This is a genomic window from Candidatus Methylopumilus rimovensis (genome assembly GCF_006364615.1).
In the GTDB taxonomy this organism is placed as follows: domain Bacteria; phylum Pseudomonadota; class Gammaproteobacteria; order Burkholderiales; family Methylophilaceae; genus Methylopumilus; species Methylopumilus rimovensis.
Genome location: NZ_CP040986.1, coordinates 876441 through 895864, shown reverse-complemented (window position 1 = coordinate 895864; position 19424 = coordinate 876441). Strand labels below are relative to the sequence as shown.

20 protein-coding genes and 1 tRNA gene are annotated in these 19424 nt (G+C 37.8%); all 21 read left to right on the top strand.

Going from position 1 to position 19424, the window contains the following annotated elements; translation table 11 throughout:
• The 21 genes from FIT61_RS04535 to pheS all read left to right on the top strand — a co-directional run bounded on the left by FIT61_RS04535 (window position 1) and on the right by pheS (window position 19422).
• The gene (locus FIT61_RS04535; RefSeq protein WP_139873611.1) at window positions 1-477 is read left to right on the top strand and encodes a NuoB/complex I 20 kDa subunit family protein; all 477 of its coding nucleotides are present in this window, start codon (window positions 1-3) and stop codon (window positions 475-477) included.
• Window positions 478-1074 (top strand): NADH-quinone oxidoreductase subunit C, encoded by a 597-nt coding sequence (locus tag FIT61_RS04530; RefSeq protein ID WP_139873610.1) that lies wholly within the window; start codon window positions 478-480, stop codon window positions 1072-1074.
• Window positions 1067-2317, top strand: a complete 1251-nt coding sequence (locus FIT61_RS04525) for an NADH-quinone oxidoreductase subunit D (RefSeq protein ID WP_139883531.1) — start codon at window positions 1067-1069, stop codon at window positions 2315-2317. Before FIT61_RS04530 ends, FIT61_RS04525 begins: the two co-directional genes overlap by 8 nt.
• A gap of 2 nt (window positions 2318-2319) precedes the next feature.
• A complete protein-coding gene (nuoE, locus tag FIT61_RS06780; RefSeq protein ID WP_187351780.1) occupies window positions 2320-2793 on the top strand; it encodes an NADH-quinone oxidoreductase subunit NuoE in 474 nt (157 codons plus the stop codon).
• Entirely contained in the window at window positions 2794-4113 is a 1320-nt protein-coding gene (nuoF, locus tag FIT61_RS04520; protein WP_187351779.1) for an NADH-quinone oxidoreductase subunit NuoF, read from the top strand. It begins immediately after the preceding gene.
• Window positions 4110-6500, top strand: coding sequence for an NADH-quinone oxidoreductase subunit NuoG (gene nuoG / locus FIT61_RS04515; RefSeq protein ID WP_139883529.1), 2391 nt, complete (start codon window positions 4110-4112; stop codon window positions 6498-6500). Before nuoF ends, nuoG begins: the two co-directional genes overlap by 4 nt.
• A 2-nt stretch (window positions 6501-6502) precedes the next feature.
• Window positions 6503-7534: an NADH-quinone oxidoreductase subunit NuoH gene (nuoH, locus tag FIT61_RS04510; protein ID WP_139883528.1), complete on the top strand. Its 1032-nt coding sequence runs from the start codon at window positions 6503-6505 to the stop codon at window positions 7532-7534.
• Window positions 7535-8026, top strand: coding sequence for an NADH-quinone oxidoreductase subunit NuoI (gene nuoI / locus FIT61_RS04505; RefSeq protein ID WP_139873606.1), 492 nt, complete (start codon window positions 7535-7537; stop codon window positions 8024-8026). It abuts the gene before it with no gap.
• A gap of 3 nt (window positions 8027-8029) precedes the next feature.
• Entirely contained in the window at window positions 8030-8656 is a 627-nt protein-coding gene (locus FIT61_RS04500; protein ID WP_420886425.1) for an NADH-quinone oxidoreductase subunit J, read from the top strand.
• A complete protein-coding gene (gene nuoK / locus FIT61_RS04495) occupies window positions 8653-8958 on the top strand; it encodes an NADH-quinone oxidoreductase subunit NuoK (protein ID WP_139867318.1) in 306 nt (101 codons plus the stop codon). The genes FIT61_RS04500 and nuoK overlap by 4 nt, the downstream gene beginning before the upstream one ends.
• Before the next feature lie 4 nt (window positions 8959-8962).
• Window positions 8963-10966 carry an NADH-quinone oxidoreductase subunit L gene (gene nuoL, locus FIT61_RS04490; protein WP_139883526.1) on the top strand — a complete coding sequence of 668 codons (2004 nt, stop codon included), beginning with the start codon at window positions 8963-8965 and terminating at the stop codon, window positions 10964-10966.
• Window position 10967: 1 nt separating this feature from the next.
• Window positions 10968-12470, top strand: coding sequence for an NADH-quinone oxidoreductase subunit M (locus FIT61_RS04485; protein WP_139883524.1), 1503 nt, complete (start codon window positions 10968-10970; stop codon window positions 12468-12470).
• Complete coding sequence (nuoN, locus tag FIT61_RS04480) at window positions 12471-13922, top strand: NADH-quinone oxidoreductase subunit NuoN (RefSeq protein ID WP_139883522.1); 1452 nt, start codon at window positions 12471-12473, stop codon at window positions 13920-13922. It begins immediately after the preceding gene.
• Window positions 13923-14210, top strand: coding sequence for a DUF2818 family protein (locus FIT61_RS04475; RefSeq protein WP_139873602.1), 288 nt, complete (start codon window positions 13923-13925; stop codon window positions 14208-14210).
• The gene (locus FIT61_RS04470; protein ID WP_139883520.1) at window positions 14201-15049 is read left to right on the top strand and encodes a sugar nucleotide-binding protein; all 849 of its coding nucleotides are present in this window, start codon (window positions 14201-14203) and stop codon (window positions 15047-15049) included. Before FIT61_RS04475 ends, FIT61_RS04470 begins: the two co-directional genes overlap by 10 nt.
• Before the next feature lie 40 nt (window positions 15050-15089).
• Window positions 15090-15166 (top strand) — tRNA-Val (locus tag FIT61_RS04465).
• Window positions 15167-15247: 81 nt separating this feature from the next.
• Window positions 15248-17155: a threonine--tRNA ligase gene (gene thrS / locus FIT61_RS04460; protein WP_139883518.1), complete on the top strand. Its 1908-nt coding sequence runs from the start codon at window positions 15248-15250 to the stop codon at window positions 17153-17155.
• Window positions 17156-17183: 28 nt separating this feature from the next.
• On the top strand, window positions 17184-17756 hold the full coding sequence (gene infC / locus FIT61_RS04455; protein ID WP_317615599.1) for a translation initiation factor IF-3: 573 nt from the start codon (window positions 17184-17186) through the stop codon (window positions 17754-17756).
• A gap of 52 nt (window positions 17757-17808) precedes the next feature.
• On the top strand, window positions 17809-18006 hold the full coding sequence (rpmI, locus tag FIT61_RS04450) for a 50S ribosomal protein L35 (protein WP_028817792.1): 198 nt from the start codon (window positions 17809-17811) through the stop codon (window positions 18004-18006).
• A 10-nt stretch (window positions 18007-18016) separates the two neighbouring features.
• On the top strand, window positions 18017-18379 hold the full coding sequence (rplT, locus tag FIT61_RS04445) for a 50S ribosomal protein L20 (RefSeq protein WP_139873598.1): 363 nt from the start codon (window positions 18017-18019) through the stop codon (window positions 18377-18379).
• A gap of 59 nt (window positions 18380-18438) precedes the next feature.
• Complete coding sequence (gene pheS / locus FIT61_RS04440) at window positions 18439-19422, top strand: phenylalanine--tRNA ligase subunit alpha (RefSeq protein WP_139883517.1); 984 nt, start codon at window positions 18439-18441, stop codon at window positions 19420-19422.
• The last annotated feature ends 2 nt before the right edge of the window (window positions 19423-19424 follow it).

Genomic DNA, 19424 nt, shown 5'->3' with positions numbered 1-19424 from the left:
ATGAGCATTGAAGGCGTCATGGAAAAAGGATTTGTCACCACAAATCTAGATACTCTTATCAATTACACACGCACAGGCTCTTTATGGCCCATGACTTTCGGGCTTGCATGTTGCGCAGTTGAGATGATGCATGCAGGAGCAGCTCGATATGACCTAGATCGATTCGGTATTGTATTTAGACCTAGTCCAAGGCAATCCGATGTCATGATTGTAGCTGGCACACTAGTCAATAAAATGGCGCCCGCATTAAGAAAAGTTTACGATCAAATGGCAGAGCCGCGTTGGGTTATTTCGATGGGCTCTTGTGCAAATGGTGGTGGTTATTATCACTACTCTTATTCAGTCGTTCGCGGTTGCGATCGTATTGTGCCAGTAGATGTTTATGTGCCCGGTTGCCCACCAACAGCTGAAGCCCTTATGTTTGGGATTATTCAGCTTCAAAATAAAATTAAACGTACCAATACGATTGCGCGTTAAATGACGAACTCAGTCGAAATATTACTTAAAGAAATAAAGTCGACTTTTGGTAAAGAAGTAAGCCACACATTCATTGAGCATAATGAACTCACAATCGAAGTAAAAATCGATGATCTTTTAGCTACCTTAAAAACTTTAAAACAACACAAAGCATTTCAATTTAAACAATTGATCGATCTTTGCGGCGTTGACTATAAAGATTATGGCGAAGGCGCTTGGATCAAACCTCGTTTTGCTCTGGTATATCATTTCTTATCCATTGAACATAACCACCGTATTCGAGTACGAACTTTCTCTAAAGAAGATAATTTTCCATTATTTCCGTCAGTAATTGATTTATGGCCAGCTGCTAATTGGTATGAACGAGAAGCTTTCGATTTGTTTGGTTTTATGTTTACTGATCACCCGGATTTAAGACGCATACTTACAGATTACGGATTCGTAGGCTATCCATTCCGTAAAGATTTTCCGATGATTGGTAAAGTTGAAATGCGTTATGACGATGTGCAAAAGCGTGTTGTCTATCAGCCTGTGTCAATTGAAGAAAGAAATAACGTGCCACGTATCATTCGTGAAGAAGGTTTCCATAATGGCTGAGATTAGAAACTACACGATGAATTTTGGCCCACAACACCCTGCAGCGCATGGTGTGTTGCGATTAGTGTTAGAGCTTGATGGTGAAGTCATTCAGCGTGCAGATCCTCATATTGGACTTCTTCATCGCGGTACGGAAAAATTAGCTGAAAATAGAACGTACTTACAAACCGTTCCTTATATGGACCGCTTAGATTACGTATCTATGATGGCGAATGAACACGCGTATGTTCTAGCTATTGAAAAATTATTGAATATATATGTTCCTATTCGCGCTCAATATATTCGTGTCATGTTTGATGAAATTACCCGTATCTTAAATCATTTGTTATGGCTAGGAGCACATGCGCTTGATGTTGGCGCTATGACTGTATTTTTATATGCATTCCGCGAAAGAGAAGATCTTTTTGATTGTTACGAAGCCGCATCTGGCGCCAGAATGCATGCAGCATATTATCGTCCCGGTGGTGTTTATCGCGACCTACCTGATCGCATGCCTCAATATGAATCGACTTTTAAAAATAAAAAAGAATTAGATGGTCTAAATCAAAATCGCAGTGGCTCACTATTAGACTTCATTGAAGATTTTTCAAATCGCTTTCCAAAATATGTAGATGAATATGAAACATTATTAACAGACAATCGTATTTGGAAACAGCGCACAGTCGGTATTGGCGTTGTTGATCCTGATCGCGCCATAGCTCTTGGTATGACAGGCCCTATGTTAAGAGGCTCAGGTATTGCATGGGATTTAAGAAAAAAACAACCTTACGAAGTTTACGATCAACTTGATTTTGATATTCCCGTGGGTGTGAATGGTGATTGTTACGATCGATACCTTGTTCGCATCGAAGAATTTAGACAATCTAATCGCATTATTAAACAGTGCGTTGACTGGCTCAGAAAAAATCCAGGCCCAGTCATTAGTGACAATCACAAAGTAGCCCCACCTCCTCGCGCTGCCATGAAAGAAGATATGGAGGCGATGATTCATCACTTTAAATTATTTACAGAAGGCTTCCATATTCCGCCAAGTGAAGCTTATGCAGCAGTTGAACATCCTAAAGGTGAATTCGGCATTTATTTAATTTCGGATGGCGCAAACAAACCTTACCGCTTAAAGATTCGCGCTCCAGGTTTTCCTCATTTAGCAGCTTTAGATGAAATGACGCGAGGCCATATGATTTCTGACTTAGTGGCTATTATTGGTACGCAAGATATTGTATTTGGCGAGATTGATCGATAAAAATGATACACGCTGACGACATTAAATTAATTGATAAAGAATTAAAGAAGTTTCCGGATAACCAAAAACAATCTGCAGTGATTTCTGCTTTACGTATTATTCAAACACGACATGGTTGGCTATCTCATGAACATATTTCTGATGTTGCTCATTATCTCGGTATGCCGGAAATTGCTGTGATGGAAGTTGCCACTTTTTATAACATGTTCAATTTAGAAACAAAAGGTAAGTACCAAATTACGGTATGCACCAATATTTCATGCATGTTAAGAAATTCAGATGAAATTGTGCAGCACTTAGAAAAGAAATTAGGAATTGGTTTTGGTGAAGTCTCAAAAGATAAAAAATTCTCACTTAAAGAAGGAGAGTGTATGGGCGCTTGCGGCGGTGCACCTTTATGCCTAATTAATAACCACAGCATGCATGAACACTTAACGACCGAAAAAATTGACAAGCTTTTAGCGAGCCTTAAATAAATGGTAAAGCAAATCGACATCATTAAGCCATCAAAAATTTTTCCTAATCAAGATTTGGTTTGTTTAAGAACTATGGTTCATGATGATCCGGGTTCTATCGAGACTTATTTAAAAGTAGGTGGGTATGAACAACTTAAAAAAATACTCAAAAAGAAAATAAAGCCTGAAGCAATCTTAGCTGAATTAAAAACATCAGGACTAAGAGGTCGAGGTGGTGCGGGATTCCCAACGGCAATTAAATGGTCATTTATGTCGCGCGATTACGATGGTATGAAATATCTTGTCTGTAATTCAGATGAAGGCGAGCCTGGTACATTTAAAGATCGAGACATTCTAAGATATAACCCACATCAGCTTATTGAAGGTATGCTCATCGCAGCTTATGTAATGGGTACGCGTGTAGGTTATAACTATATTCACGGCGAGATATGGCGTGAATACGAGCTCTTTGAAAAAGCACTTGATGAAGCAAAAGACCACGGATTTTTAGGCGAAGACATTTTAGGATCAGATTTTAGTTTTGATTTATATGCAGTGCATGGTTATGGAGCTTACATTTGTGGTGAAGAGACAGCGCTGATCGAATCGATTGAAGGAAAAAAAGGGCAGCCGCGTTACAAACCACCATTCCCAGCAACTTATGGAATTTACGGTAAACCTACAAATGTAAATAACACAGAAACATTTGCATCTGTGCCTTGGATTTTGGAGCACGGCGGTCAAGCATTCCAAGATTTAGGTGTTGAAAATTCCGGCGGCGTTAAATTATTTTCTGTATCAGGCCATGTTGAAAAGCCAGGTAACTACGAAATTAAAATGGGCACCCCTTTCAGTGAATTATTAGATATGGCTGGCGGTATTTGGCATCGCAGAAAATTAAAAGCGGTGATTCCGGGCGGCCCTTCCACAGCAGTTGTTCCCGCAGCACTTATTGAAAATGCGACCATGGATTATGACGGATTACAAAAAATTGGCTCGAGTTTAGGCGCGGGTTCTGTGATTATTATGGACGACTCTACCTGTATGGTAAGTGCACTAAAACGTCTTTCTTATTTCTTTTATGAAGAATCTTGTGGCCAATGTACACCGTGTCGTGAAGGTACAGGTTGGGTTTATCGTGTAATTAAAAGAATTGTGGATGGTAAAGGCACCATGGAAGATCTTGATCTTTTAACGGATGTCAGTAAAAAGATTTCTGGCAGAACTATATGCGCTTTAGGTGATGCAGCTGCCACACCCGTATTAAGTTTCATCAAGCACTTTAGACCTGAGTTTGAATATTTTATTCAGCACGGGCATTCAATGGTTAAAGCTAAATGACAATTACAATTGAAATTGATGGCAAGAAAATTGAAGTAGAAAAAAATACGACGATTATTGCTGCTGCAGATAAAGCAGGTATTCCAATTCCTCGCTTTTGTTACCATAAAAAATTATCGATCGCTGCAAATTGCCGTATGTGTTTAGTTGATGTAGAGAAATTCAATAAACCGTTGCCGGCATGTGCTACACAAGTTACTGATGGTATGAAAGTTTCAACCACATCTAAAATGGCTACCGAAGCGCAGCAAAGTGTCATGGAATTTTTGCTTATCAATCATCCACTAGATTGCCCGATTTGTGATCAAGGCGGCGAATGTGAATTGCAAGATACTGCAGTGGCTTTTGGTAGTGGTCAGACACGTTACAAAGAAGAAAAACGAGTGGTATTTAATAAAAATATAGGCCCACTCATTTCGACAGATATGACGAGATGTATTCAATGCACGCGATGTGTGAGATTTTTACAAGAAGTCGGCGGCATGATGGAGCTTGGCATGGTGGGTCGTGGTGAGCATTCAGAAATTACAGCTTATGTTGATCGCTCGATTCAGTCTGAACTCTCAGGCAATATTATCGATTTATGTCCTGTAGGCGCACTTACAAGTAAACCATTTAGATACAAAGCCCGCACCTGGGAGCTCATTAGAAGGCCTACTATAGCCCATCATGATAGTTTAGGTTCACCTCTTGAAGCGCATATTAAACAAAACAAAGTGATTCGAATGCTTCCTCGCGAAGATGAGGGAATCAATGAATGTTGGATTTCTGATCGCGATCGTTTTTCATATGAGGGGTTGAATAGCGAAGACCGTTTGCAAGTTCCTATGATTAAAGAAAACGGGCAATGGAAAGAATCGGATTGGGAATCTGCATTAGCATTAATTGGCGAAAAACTAAAACATATTGTAGATCATAATGGGCCTGAAACATTGGGCATCCTCATATCACCGCATAGCACGATTGAGGAAGGCATCTTAGCCAAGAAAATAAGTAACACTTTAAATTCGCCTCATATTGACCATCGTATTCGTCAATCTGATTTTTCAATAGAGCATCAAGGTTCGCCATGGTTAGGAAGTCATATTGATGCGATCGGCCACTTTGACCAATATCTTTTGATTGGTAGCAACATAAGAAATGAACAGCCGCTTTTAACTTCAAGAATTCGCAAGTCTGTAAATCAAGGCGCAAATCTTTTTGTAGTTAATTCAGTTGATGCAGATCCTCTCATGACGGTATCTGAAAAGTTGATTCAAGCTTCTCATAAACTTCCTCACGCACTCGCAAAAGTTTTGAAATCAATGACAGAATTAAAAGGTGTATTAAGAAAAGATATTAAATTTATAAAAGCTGATATTGAAAAAATTAAAACCGACAAAGTAAGTGATGGAATAGCCCAACAACTAATGAAAAATGTTTTAGCTGGCAAAAAAAATAACACATCTATATTGCTTGGCCAAATAGCTCAAGAACATCCAGACTACTCAACGATTTATAAGCTTGCTTTTGAAATTTCAAAATTATCTCAAGCGACTTTTGGTGTTTTACCCACATATGCTAATAGTGTAGGACTTCATGCTGTTAATGTGCTTCCAGAAAAAGGCGGCTTAAATACATACGCGATGTTGGAGAAGAAATTAAAGGCCTATATTCTTTTAAATGTTGAACCTCAATTAGATACATCGAATGCACAATTAATGCATGATGCAATTGCTTCTTCAGACTTTACTGTGGCATTAAGTTCTTACAATTCGAAATATCTTAAAAATGCAGATGTACTTTTACCAGTCTCACCATTTACAGAATCATCCGGTACGATTATTAACATGGAAGGTCGAGTACAAAGTTATGCCGCTGTGACTCAGCCTTTAGGTCAATCGAGACCAGCCTGGAAAGTATTAAGAGTATTAGCTAATCATCTTAACTTGAAGGGATTTGATTACGAATCGAGTTTAGATGTCAAAGAGGTGCATATGAAATCTAAAAATCAATTCATCTCAAAAGAGCTTTCTAATGCAATTGATATTACAAATGATTACAAAATACCTAATACTAAGCCTCAGCAATTCTCGCGCATTGGAGAGATACATCAATATCGTATGGATCCTATTGTAAGAAGAGCTCCATCTCTTCAAACAGCGATTCAAAAATCAAAAGCGTTTGCGAAACTGAACCCGATAGAGATGAAGTCATTAAGACTTAAAGCAAATGACAAAATTAAAGTTACACAAGGTAAGCAATCGATCAATCTTGTCGTGACAGAAGATGTAAGTATCCCAGAAGGATCTATTTATATACCAAGCGGTATCGATGAAACGGCGAATCTGTCTGATATTTATGGTGATGTTACCGTTAAAAAAATAACTTCAAGGAGTGCATCTTAAAGATGGATGCTTTGATGACATCTTTCTTTGGAGCTTGGTGGCCTGATATTGCCAAAACATTATGGATACTTTTAAAAATTGTAGCTGTCGTTTTACCTTTGATGATATCGGTGGCTTATCTCACTTATTTTGAAAGAAAAGTCATTGGTTATATGCAAGTGCGTATTGGACCTAATCGTGTAGGTTATTTTGGATTACTTCAGCCAATTGCTGATGCCTTAAAACTTTTATTCAAAGAAATTATTCTCCCTACAGCATCAAATAAAGTTTTATTTTTCTTGGCACCTATTTTAGCAATTGCACCAGCTTTTGCTGCTTGGGCTGTTATCCCTTTTGATCTTAATTTAGTGATTGCAGATATTGATGCAAGTCTTTTATATATTTTAGCTATGACATCTATTGCAGTTTATGGAGTGATTATTGCAGGATGGGCTTCAAATTCTAAGTATGCATTTTTAGGAAGTCTACGTTCTGCGGCGCAGATTGTGTCTTATGAAATTGCCATGGGATTTACGCTAGTAGGCGTTTTAATGTGTGCCAATAGTTTAAATTTAGGAAAAATTGTCTTGGGACAAGAGGGAGGTTTCTGGTATTGGTATATCTGGCCTTTATTTCCTTTATTTATTATCTACTTTATTAGTGCTGTAGCAGAAACAAATCGAGCGCCTTTTGATGTGGCTGAAGGTGAATCTGAAATTGTGGCTGGATTCCATGTGGAATATTCCGGTATGGCTTTCGCAGTATTTTTCTTAGCTGAATATGCGAACATGATTTTAGTTTCGATGCTTGCAGCTTTAATGTTCTTAGGTGGATGGTTATCTCCCATTCCATTTATTCCAGATAGCTTTTTATGGCTTTTAATTAAAGTTGCATTTTTACTATTTTGCTTCTTATGGTTTCGAGCTACATTCCCTCGATATCGATATGATCAAATTATGCGATTAGGCTGGAAAATTTTTATTCCAATTACAATTGCATGGATAGTATTTATTGGCGGCATGATGCAAACCTCATGGGGATATCTATTTCACTAAATGATTAAAAAAACCAAACAATTCTTATCAAGTCTGATGCTCATTGAGCTTCTTAAAGGCATGCTCCTTACAGGCCGCTATTTCTTTGCAAGAAAGATTACTGTGCAGTATCCGGAAGAAAGAACACCACAATCTAATCGCTTTAGAGGCCTTCATGCGCTTCGTCGTTATGCAAATGGTGAAGAGCGTTGTATTGCCTGTAAATTATGTGAAGCTGTATGCCCTGCTATGGCAATTACGATTGAATCCGAAGAGCGGGAGGATAAAACAAGACGTACGACCCGTTATGACATTGATCTTACTAAATGTATCTTTTGTGGTTTCTGTGAAGAATCTTGTCCTGTGGATTCTATTGTTGAAACAAGAATTTTTGATTACCACGGGGAGTCTCGGGGCGATTTAATTTATACGAAAGACATGTTGCTTGCCGTAGGTGACAAATATGAAAAACAAATTGCAGAAGACCGTGCTCAAGATGAGAGGTTTCGATAAATCATGATTGAATTTAAAGATTTCGTATTTTATGTTTTATCCTTCGTGCTTATTAGTTCAGGATTGAGCGTCATTACTTCTAGGAATCCTGTAACTGCAGCACTATCTTTAGTATTAGCATTTTTTAACGCCGCAGGCATTTGGCTTCTATTGCAAGCTGAATTTTTAGCGATTGCATTGGTACTAGTTTATGTAGGTGCTGTGATGGTCTTATTTCTATTTGTGGTAATGATGCTTGATATCAATCTAGATAAATTAAGAGAAGGTTTCTGGGATTACTTACCCATGGCAGGATTTATAGGTCTCCTTATGATGGTTGAAATGGTGATGGTTTTTAAAACCAAACCATTTACTCTGGCGCTTATTACAGAGCCAATTTCAAATACCTCGAATACAGAAATGATAGGCAATACTTTATATTCTAATTACGTGCTTCCGTTTGAACTCGCTTCTGTTGTCTTACTTATTGCTATTGTTTCAGCAATTGCTTTAACACTGCGCGATCGTAAAGATAGCAAAAAAACAAATCCTGCAGATCAGGTAGCTGTGAAGCGTCAAGATCGAGTGCGAATAGTTAGAATGAAATCAGAGGAAAAGTATATAAAACCCAAAGCGAAGGAAAGAACATGATTGGTTTATCTCATTACCTTATCCTTGCTGCAATTTTATTTACGATCAGTGTAGTAGGTATTTTTCTTAACCGAAAAAATATTATTATTTTGCTTATGTCGATTGAGCTTATGTTGCTTGCCGTGAATATTAACTTTATTGCTTTTTCACATTACTTAAACGATATTGCCGGACAAATTTTTGTGTTCTTTATTTTAACGGTTGCAGCTGCAGAGTCAGCAATAGGCTTAGCAATTATCGTTTTAATTTTTAGAAATACTCGCTCTATTAACGTTGACGATTTAAATCGTCTTAACGGGTGATCACTTGAATTCTATTTATTCATATCTAGCAGTTCCGTTATTGCCTCTTATAGCGTCTTTCTGCGTAGGCATCTTAGGTCGAAAATTACCCGAATTTTTTGCATCAAGTATGACTATTTTTTCTGTTTTTATTGCATTTGTTCTTTCATGTTTCACGCTTAATGAAACATTAAATGGGTTAGTTTTAAATCAGACAATCTATCAGTGGCTTCTTACAGGACATTATCAATTTGAGGTTGGTTTTTTAATTGATAATTTAACAGCCATGATGATGGTTGTTGTAACTTTTGTATCGCTGATGGTTCACATTTATACGATGGGTTATATGAAAGGGGATCCAGGCTATCGAAGATTCTTTAGTTATATCTCCTTATTTACTTTTTCAATGTTGATGTTAGTTATGAGTAATAATTTCATGCAGCTCTTTTTTGGATGGGAAGCAGTAGGCCTTGTGTCTTATCTTCTTATTGGATTCTGGTTTGAAAGACCCACTGCAATTTATGCAAATCTCAAAGCTTTTCTGGTTAATCGTGTTGGTGATTTTGGTTTTATTTTAGGTATTGCTTTAATTCTTTATTGGACGGGCTCACTCGATTACGCGAAGGTATTTAATAGCACAGGGATTATAGCGGCCCACACGATGCAGTTATTTGGACAGCCTATTTCCGTCGTCACAGTAATATGTATTTTGTTATTTATTGGAGCTATGGGCAAATCTGCACAAGTGCCATTGCATGTGTGGCTTCCAGATTCAATGGAAGGCCCGACACCTATATCTGCATTGATTCATGCTGCGACGATGGTCACCGCAGGTATTTTTATGGTCTCACGAGCATCACCTTTATTTGAATTATCTGATACTGCACTTTCTTTTGTCATGATCATTGGTGCTATTACCGCATTATTTATGGGTTTATTAGGCATTATTCAAAATGACATTAAGCGTGTTATTGCGTATTCAACACTTTCACAATTAGGTTATATGACAGTAGCGCTAGGTGCTTCAGCTTATTCAGTGGCTATGTTTCATTTAATGACACATGCATTCTTTAAAGCTTTGCTTTTCTTAGGCGCTGGTTCAGTCATTATAGGTATGCATCATGATCAAAATATTCAACACATGGGCAATTTAAAAAAATATATGCCTATTACATGGATTACTTTTTTAATTGGCTCTTTAGCATTAATAGGCACACCATTATTTTCAGGATTCTATTCAAAAGATAGCTTGATTGAAGCTGTGAAATTCTCCCATATCACAGGAAGCCATTTCGCTTATTTTGCTGTATTGATAGGCGTTTTTATAACGGCTTTTTATTCATTTAGACTTTATTTCCTAGTATTTCATGGCAAAGAGAAATGGCGTCTTCAGAAGTTGGTGCATCATGATGATCACCATCATGGCTTGAGCGCAAAAGATAACCCACACGAGAGTCCTTTAAGTGTTACTTTGCCTTTGGCACTGCTTGCCATCCCGTCTTTAGTAATTGGCTATATGACAATCGAGCCTATATTGTTCGGTAACTTTTTTACAAAAAGCATTTTCTTAGATATTAAAGCGCATCCTTCGATGGAACACTTAAGCCATCATTTCCATGAAATTTATCATGGACCTTTTGGTATGGCATTACACAGCCTAGTGAGCTTACCTTTCTTATTTGCTTTAAGTGGTGTTGCATTCGCTTATTACTGTTACCAAGTGAATTTAAATTTACCCAAAGCTATTTTCAATCGAACACAAATGATTTGCCGCATATTAGAAAATAAATATGGATTTGATACATTTAATGAAAAGTTTTTTGCTTTTGGCAGTCGTTTTTTAGGTGAAAGATTCTGGCAAATAGGTGATGTAAAAATTATTGATGGATGGCTTGTCAATGGAACAGCAAAATCTATCGGTAAGTTTGCAGAAAAAATACGCGTGATTCAATCGGGTTATATTTATCACTATGCTTTTGCGATGGTGATAGGTGTATTTTTATTTTTAACCTTCTTTATAAAAATATAAGATGAATTTAACCCATATATTAAGTTATTCAATTTGGACGCCTATCTTTTTAGGCGGACTTATACTTTTATTAAGTGGGAAAGTAAACGACACACAAGCTAAATGGCTTTCACTTATCAGCAGTGTGATTTCATTTTTAATCACGATCCCGCTTTACACGGCCTTTGATTTTTCTTTTGGACAGTTCCAGTTCCAGGAATTTTTTCATTGGATTCCAGCTTTTCACATTAACTACCATTTAGGTGTAGATGGATTCGCTGTACCTTTAATTATTTTAACAAGCTTTACTACATTAATTGCAGTCATCGCTTCATGGCGATCTATAGAAGACCGTGTTGCACAATACATGGCGGCTTTCTTGATCATGTCAGGCCTTATGATTGGTGTTTTTAGTGCGCTTGATGCCATGCTTTATTATATTTTTTGGGAAGCTATGCTTATCCCTATGTTCTTGGTGATTGGTATTTGGGGTGGGCCTAATCGCATTTATGCCACGATTAAATTCTTTTTATATACTGTTTTAGGTTCTTTATTAATGTTGGTAGCGTTTATTTATCTTTACTTACATACTCATTCATTTGAGATAGTGAATTTTTATAATACCGGTCTTGGTCTTTATCCTCAGATTTTTATCTTCCTAGCTTTGTTTATGGCATTTGCAGTCAAAATTCCAATGTGGCCTTTACATACGTGGCTACCTGATGCTCACGTTGAAGCACCGACAGGAGGTTCAGTAGTATTAGCAGCAGTGATGTTGAAATTAGGCGCATATAGCTTTATGCGATTTGCAATGCCAATCGCACCTGACGCTGCGATCTATTTAAAAGGGTTTATGGTGACTCTATCACTCATTGCTATTTTATATATTGCACTGATTGCAATTGTTCAAAAAGATATGAAAAAATTGATCGCTTATTCATCGATATCACATATGGGCTTTGTCACGTTAGGCTTATTTATGTTTAATTCAATTGGCATTGAGGGCGCATATGTTCAAATGATTTCTCATGGTTTTATTTCAGCTGCGATGTTTTTATCTGTAGGTGTTTTATACGATAGATTACATACAAGACAGATTGCAGATTATGGTGGTGTCATTCACGCAATGCCAACTTTTGGAGCCTTTGCAGTATTTTTTGCTATGGCTAACTGTGGACTGCCAGGGACTTCAGGATTTGTAGGTGAATTTATGGTTATTATGGGTGCAATGCAGAATAATTTCTGGATTGCATTGATTGCTGCAAGCTCTTTAATTTTCGGTGCAGCATATTCTTTATGGATGGTTAAGCGAGTATTTTATGGTGAAGCGCGCAATCAAAAAATCAGCGCTTTAAAAGATATCTCGTGGCGTGAATTTTTCATACTTACTGTATTGGCACTTCTTATTATTTTAATAGGCATTTATCCGAAGATAATTACGGATATGACAAATGCAACAACAGTTCAATTTTTAGAGAATATGCATTTGATAAAACCTGTCACATCATTACCGCTGGATGTATAAATGAATTCATTCATTCAATCTGATCTTTCTCTAATCTTGCCAGAAATTTTTGTGCTTTCAATGGCAATGATTGTACTTATGACAGATTTATTTATTAAGCCATCAATGCGCTGGATTATTTTTGCTCTATCTCAATTTGCCTTATTAGGCGGCGCTTATTTGACTGGTCAACATTTTAATCATGAAACTGAATTTGCTTTTTCTAATATGTTTGTTCGTGATGGTTTAGCAGATCTTTTAAAGATGATGAGTTATTTAGGAACGTCACTGATTTTTTTCTATAGTCGGTCTTATATGAAAGATCGTAATTTATATCGTGGTGAATATTTTTCACTCGTTCTATTTGCATTGCTTGGCATGATGATTATGATTTCAAGTCATAATATGCTGCTCGTTTATATGGGTCTCGAGCTTCTCTCTTTATGTTTATATTCTCTAACAGCTCTTGATCGTGACAATCAAAAAGCGACAGAGTCCGCAATTAAATATTTTGTATTAGGCGCTCTTGCATCAGGACTTCTTCTTTACGGTATGTCGATGATTTATGGCGCGACATCAAGCTTAGATTTAAATGTGATTTCGATCGCATTGTTAAATCACCCCACAGACCATGCCATTCTTGTCTTAGGCCTTGTTTTTGTAGTTGCTGGCCTTGCTTTTAAATTAGGCGCAGTGCCATTTCAAATGTGGGTGCCAGATGTATATGAAGGCTCACCCTCATCTATCGCTATACTGATTAGTTCAGTGCCTAAATTAGCGGCTTTTGCTATTACCGTTCGTATATTAGGTGATGGTCTTCAGTCTATGATGGTGGATTGGAAGCAAATGATACTTATTATGGCGGTTCTTTCTATCGGTATCGGAAATGTTATAGCGATTGCACAAACAAATATCAAGCGTATGTATGCATATTCAACGATTTCTCATATTGGCTTTACTCTTTTCGGATTCATGAGTGGAACACTCAATGGTTACGCATCAAGTTTATTTTACGTAGTGAGCTATATGTTTATGACTTTAGTTTCTTTTGCAGTGTTAATGATGATGTCTCGGAAAAATTTTGAGTGTGAAACGCTTGAAGATTTTAAAGGTTTAAATAAGAGAAATCCTTGGTATGCATTTCTTATGTTAATCACCATGTTAAGTATGGCAGGCATACCCCCTACCATAGGTTTTTACGCAAAGTTTATGGTGCTTCAAGCAGCATTTGATGCAGGCTTTGCAAGTTTTGTGGTCTATGCAGTCATGATGGCTTTAGTGGGTATGTTTTATTACATGAGAATTGTAAAACTTATGTACTTTGATGAGCCAAAATTAAAAAATAAATTAGATGTGTCCATCGATATGCAATGGATCTTATCAGCTAACGCATTAGCGCTTCTAATTATTGGTTTAATGCCACATTCATTTATGGATGCTACTGCTCAAGCAATAGCTTTAAGTCTTCATTAAATGACTCAGTGGATCCTCATCTTAATTACTATCATCATGGCTAATGTGCCTTGGATGTTTAACGATTTTCTTTTTATTAAGAAATTCCCCTCTTATAAAAAACCATTTTCTTGGGCTTTACTTGAAGTTGTCATTTTGTATTTTGTGACCGGCGGTATTGCACTATTTACAGAACTTAAAGTAGTAGGACATATTCACCCGCAAGATTGGGAATTTTATACAGTGACTTTCTTTTTGTTTTTAGTTTTTTCTTTTCCTGGATTTATTCTTAAAACGCTTTGGAAATAAAATCTACTAAAGTATTAATTGTAGGCTGCGGTCAACTTGGCTTTTCGGTTGCTAAAAATATTGATTGCCATATTTTTAAACTCTATGGATTTAGTCGAAGTTTAAAAAAATCACCCCCTTCTATTGAAATGCATCAGGCGGATATTTTAAAAACTGAAACTATTGATACTATTAAATCAATAAATCCTGAAATCATTATCTATGCAGTTTCTGCAGATGCACAATCTGTTGAGAGCTATCAAGATCATTATGTGGTTGGCTTAAAAAAAACTTACGAAGCTATTTTAGATCTCGATCACTTTAAGCATCTTTTCTTTGTTTCAAGCACGAGAGTTTATGGACAAAAAACAACAAAGATCTTAAGTGAGTTTGATGTTGCTCAACCTTCTGATTACGGAGGTGAAGCGTTAATGGAAGCTGAAACGATTGCGCGTCAATTAAAAGAAAAGGCCACTATATTGCGTTTATCTGGAATATACGGCCCCACTCGATCGCGCATGATTCAATTAGCGCAAAGTAATCCTGGCAATTGGCCTGCAACCAATAACTGGTCTAATCGAATTCACGAGGAAGATGCTGCGCGCTTTATTGTTTTTCTCATGAATAAAATTGTGAGACAAGAATCTATCGAATCACTTTATCTTGTGACAGATGGCGAACCTACTAAACAATATGACGTATTAACGTGGATTAGAAAACATCTCAAATTAAGCACAGACACTATTGAGATACCGATTGTGGAAGGGGGGAAGCAACTACGATCTGTTTTATTGAATCAAACTGGATTCACATTAAAGTACCCTGATTTTACTTACGGCTACAAAGCGATGATTGATTAGGGTTCTTCAATAGGATAGAATCCAAACTCCTAAATTCTTTAGGCGCGTAGCTCAGCTGGTTAGAGCACCACCTTGACATGGTGGGGGTCGTTGGTTCGATTCCAATCGCGCCTACCAATTTTTTGCCTCATGGCTCAAGCTATCAAGAATAGAGAAAAGCTTATAAAATGATGCAATTCTTAATAACTTGATTCAACTATGCCTGAAATAAGATTACCAGACGGATCTAAGCGACAATTTGAAAGTGACATTACTGTTGCAGAAGTTGCACAAAATATTGGTGCAGGATTAGCCCGTGCAGCCCTTGCTGGTCGAGTCAATGATCAGTTAGTCGATCTTTCATTTGTCATTCGTGAAGATAGTGATCTTGCAATCATCACCGACAAAAATTCTGAGGGGCTTGAAGTGATTCGTCATTCAACAGCTCATCTTTTGGCATACGCTGTTAAAGAATTATTTCCAGACGCACAAGTGACGATTGGCCCTGTGATTGAACATGGGTTTTATTATGACTTTTCGTATTCGCGTCCTTTCACACCAGAAGATTTAGAAAAAATTGAAAAGAAGATGGCTGAAATTGCCAGTCGCGATTTACCGATCACAAGAAAAGTATTGCTACGTAATGACGCAGTGGAATATTTCAAATCAATCAAAGAAAATTACAAGGCTGAAATTATTGAATCGATTCCCGCGGATCAGGAAGTATCTTTATATTCCGAAGGCGAATTTACAGATCTCTGTCGGGGTCCTCATGTGCCATCGACTGGAAAATTAAAAGTATTTAAATTGATGAAAGTAGCAGGCGCTTATTGGCGTGGTGATTCTAAAAATGAAATGCTACAGAGAATCTACGGCACAGCATGGACAACTAAAGAAGACTTACAAAATCATCTCTTCATGTTAGAAGAGGCTGAAAAAAGAGATCATCGTAAATTAGGTAAGCAGCTCGATTTATTTCATATGCAAGATGAAGCACCTGGTATGGTTTTTTGGCATCCTAAAGGATGGTCGATTTGGCAAGAAGTTGAACATTACATGCGAAAGATGTTCTTAGATTTTGGATATCAAGAAGTTAAAACACCTACGGTCATGGATAAGACTTTGTGGGAAAAATCCGGACATTGGCAGAATTATCGCGATAACATGTTTACAACTTCATCTGAAAATAGAGATTATGCAGTGAAGCCTATGAACTGCCCTGGCCATATTCAAATCTTTAATAATGCGCTTCATAGCTATCGTGAATTACCTTTAAGACTTGCTGAATTTGGTTCATGTCACCGCAACGAACCCTCAGGATCCCTTCATGGGTTAATGCGCGTGAGAGGGTTTACTCAAGATGATGCCCATATTTTTTGTACCGAAGAGCAAATTAAAGATGAAGTAGCTCAATTCATCGTAATGCTCTTTAAGGCATACGAAGACTTCGGATTTAAGGATGTGTTAGTGAAATTATCCACTCGCCCTGAAAAACGCGTGGGTTCTGATGAGACTTGGGACAAGGCAGAAGCTGCCCTTAAAGCTGCTTTAGTTGAAAATAAGCTCGAATTTGACCTTCAGCCCGGGGAAGGGGCTTTTTATGGCCCTAAGATCGAATTTACCCTAAAAGACAGTTTAAGCCGTCTTTGGCAGTGCGGTACGATCCAGCTCGACTTTAATTTGCCTGAGCGTCTAGGCGCTGAATATGTCACAGAAGACAATAGCCGTAAGCATCCCGTGATGTTACATCGAGCCATTGTAGGCTCTATGGAGCGTTTTATTGGGATTCTGATTGAGCATTACTCAGGTGCCATGCCCCTCTGGCTTGCCCCTACTCAAGCGGTTATCCTCAATATTGCTGATGCCCATGCAGACTATGCCTCAAAAGTCATGGATGAACTCAAGAAAAACCACATCCGATGCGATTCTGACTTGAGAAATGAGAAAATAACCTATAAAATACGCGAACATAGCTTACAAAAGATTCCTTATCTCTTAATTGTAGGGGAAAAGGAAATGGAAGCTGGGCAAGTTGCCGTGCGAACCCGAAAAGGCGAAGACTTAGGATCTATGTCGATTAAGTCATTGATTGATCGACTAAATCAGGAAGTTCAAACTAAAGTCTAGTCATAAGGTAGCGCGGTTTTTCTTTTATATTTACAGGGGATTTGTTATCGCTCAAGAAAAAGAAGTCAGAATTAACGGGGATATTACAGCTCCAGAAATTCGATTAATTGGCGTAAATGGCGAAGCGCTTGGCATAGTGACACTAGCTGAGGCATTTGCAAAAGCAGAAGAGATAGATATTGATCTAGTGGAAATTGCTCCACAAGCCCAACCCCCCGTATGTCGATTACTCGATTACGGTAAGTTTAAATATGCAGAAAGTAAGAAGCAACACGAAACCCGCTTAAAACAAAAGCAGGTCAAGATTAAAGAAGTGAAGTTTAGACCAGGCACTGATGACGGTGATTACAACATCAAAATACGAAACCTCATCGGATTCCTTACGGATGGCGATAAGGCGAAAATCACCTTACGTTTTAGAGGTCGAGAAATAACACATCAAGAATACGGTTTAGCAATTCTAAAACGTGTTGAGCAAGATTTAATGGAATATGCAGTCGTCGAACAATTTCCAAAAATGGAAGGTCGACAAATGGTGATGGTTTTGGCTCCGCAAAAAAAAGCCAAAGCAAAAACCACAGAAGCAAAAGTTTCTGAGTGATACGGCTTAAACGGCATGCCTAAGCACTCTTAATACTCTAAAGGAGATCAAAATGCCAAAAATGAAAACAAAAAGTGGCGCAAAAAAGCGCTTCAAGTTTTTAGGAAGTGGTATGGTAAAGAGAACGCGTTCTCATTTACGTCATATCTTGACCAAAAAAACAACGAAACAAAAACGTAATCTCAGAGGCACTGTCCTCATTTCAGCAACCGATATCAAACGCGTTCGCGCGATGATGCCAACTCAATAAGGAGAATCATATGCCTAGAGTAAAACGTGGTGTCACCGCTAGAGCAAAACATAAAAAAGTTTTAGCACTTGCTAAAGGTTATCGCGGACGTCGTAAAAATGTATACCGCATAGCTAAACAAGCAGTGATGAAGGCAGGTCAGTATGCATACCGTGACCGCCGTCAGAAAAAACGTCAATTTAGATCATTATGGATTGCGCGTATTAATGCAGCAGCTCGTGAGTGTGGTCTTACATATAGCCGTTTCATGAATGGCCTTAAGAAAGCTTCGATCGAAGTAGATCGTAAGGTGCTAGCAGATATGGCAGTATTCGATAAAGCAGCTTTTGCTAAGTTTGTCGAAATCGCTAAATCTGGTTCAGGAGCAGCATAAAAATATTAATTTTTAAAAGGAGGCTTCTAGCCTCCTTTTTTTTATTAAAATGATAGTCAATGAATAATCTCGAACATACCTTAAAAGAAGCCCGTGAAGATTTTGAGCAGTGTCAGACTCTGACCGATCTTGATCAGGCTAAAGCTAAATATCTAGGTAAGAGTAGCATCTTAACAGAAGCACTCAAATCATTAGGTAAATTATCCGCAGAAGATAGACCTAAAGTAGGCGCTGAAATTAATGTTGTTAAGCAAGGCGTTGAAGAAGCTTTAGAAAAAAGACGTGAAGCTATTCTCAATGCCTCGCAAGCAAAACAGCTTGCAGAAGAATCATTGGATGTGACTTTGCCTTCACGAAAAGAGGATCAAGGTAGCTTGCATCCAGTCACACAAACACTTCATCGCGTTGAATCACTTTTTCATTCCATCGGATTCTCAGTGGCACATGGCCCACAGATTGAATCAGATTTTTATAATTTCACCGCACTTAATATTCCAGAATCACATCCAGCGCGTGCGATGCATGACACATTTTATATTGATGAATCTTATGTATTAAGAACGCACACATCCCCTGTGCAAATTCGTCATTTAGAAAAAAATAAACCACCACTCAAAATTATTTCACCAGGTCGCGTTTATCGTGTTGATTCAGACGCAACACACTCACCAATGTTTCATCAAGTTGAAGGTTTATGGGTTGATCAACAAGTAAGCTTTGCAGACCTTAAAGGTGTTATCGAAGATTTTCTTCAAAACTTTTTCGAGAATAAAGATTTAAAAGTGCGTTTCAGACCTTCGTACTTTCCATTTACAGAACCTTCAGCTGAAATGGATATGAGCTGGAAGGGCGGTTGGCTCGAGATTGGCGGCTGCGGCATGGTTCATCCAGAAGTATTTAAACATGTGGGTATCGATTCAAATCAATATCAAGGCTTTGCTTTCGGCTTAGGTATAGAACGTTTAACAATGTTGCGTTATGGCGTTCAAGATTTACGTCACTTTTTTAATAACGATTTACGTTTTCTTCAGCAATTTATTTAAAG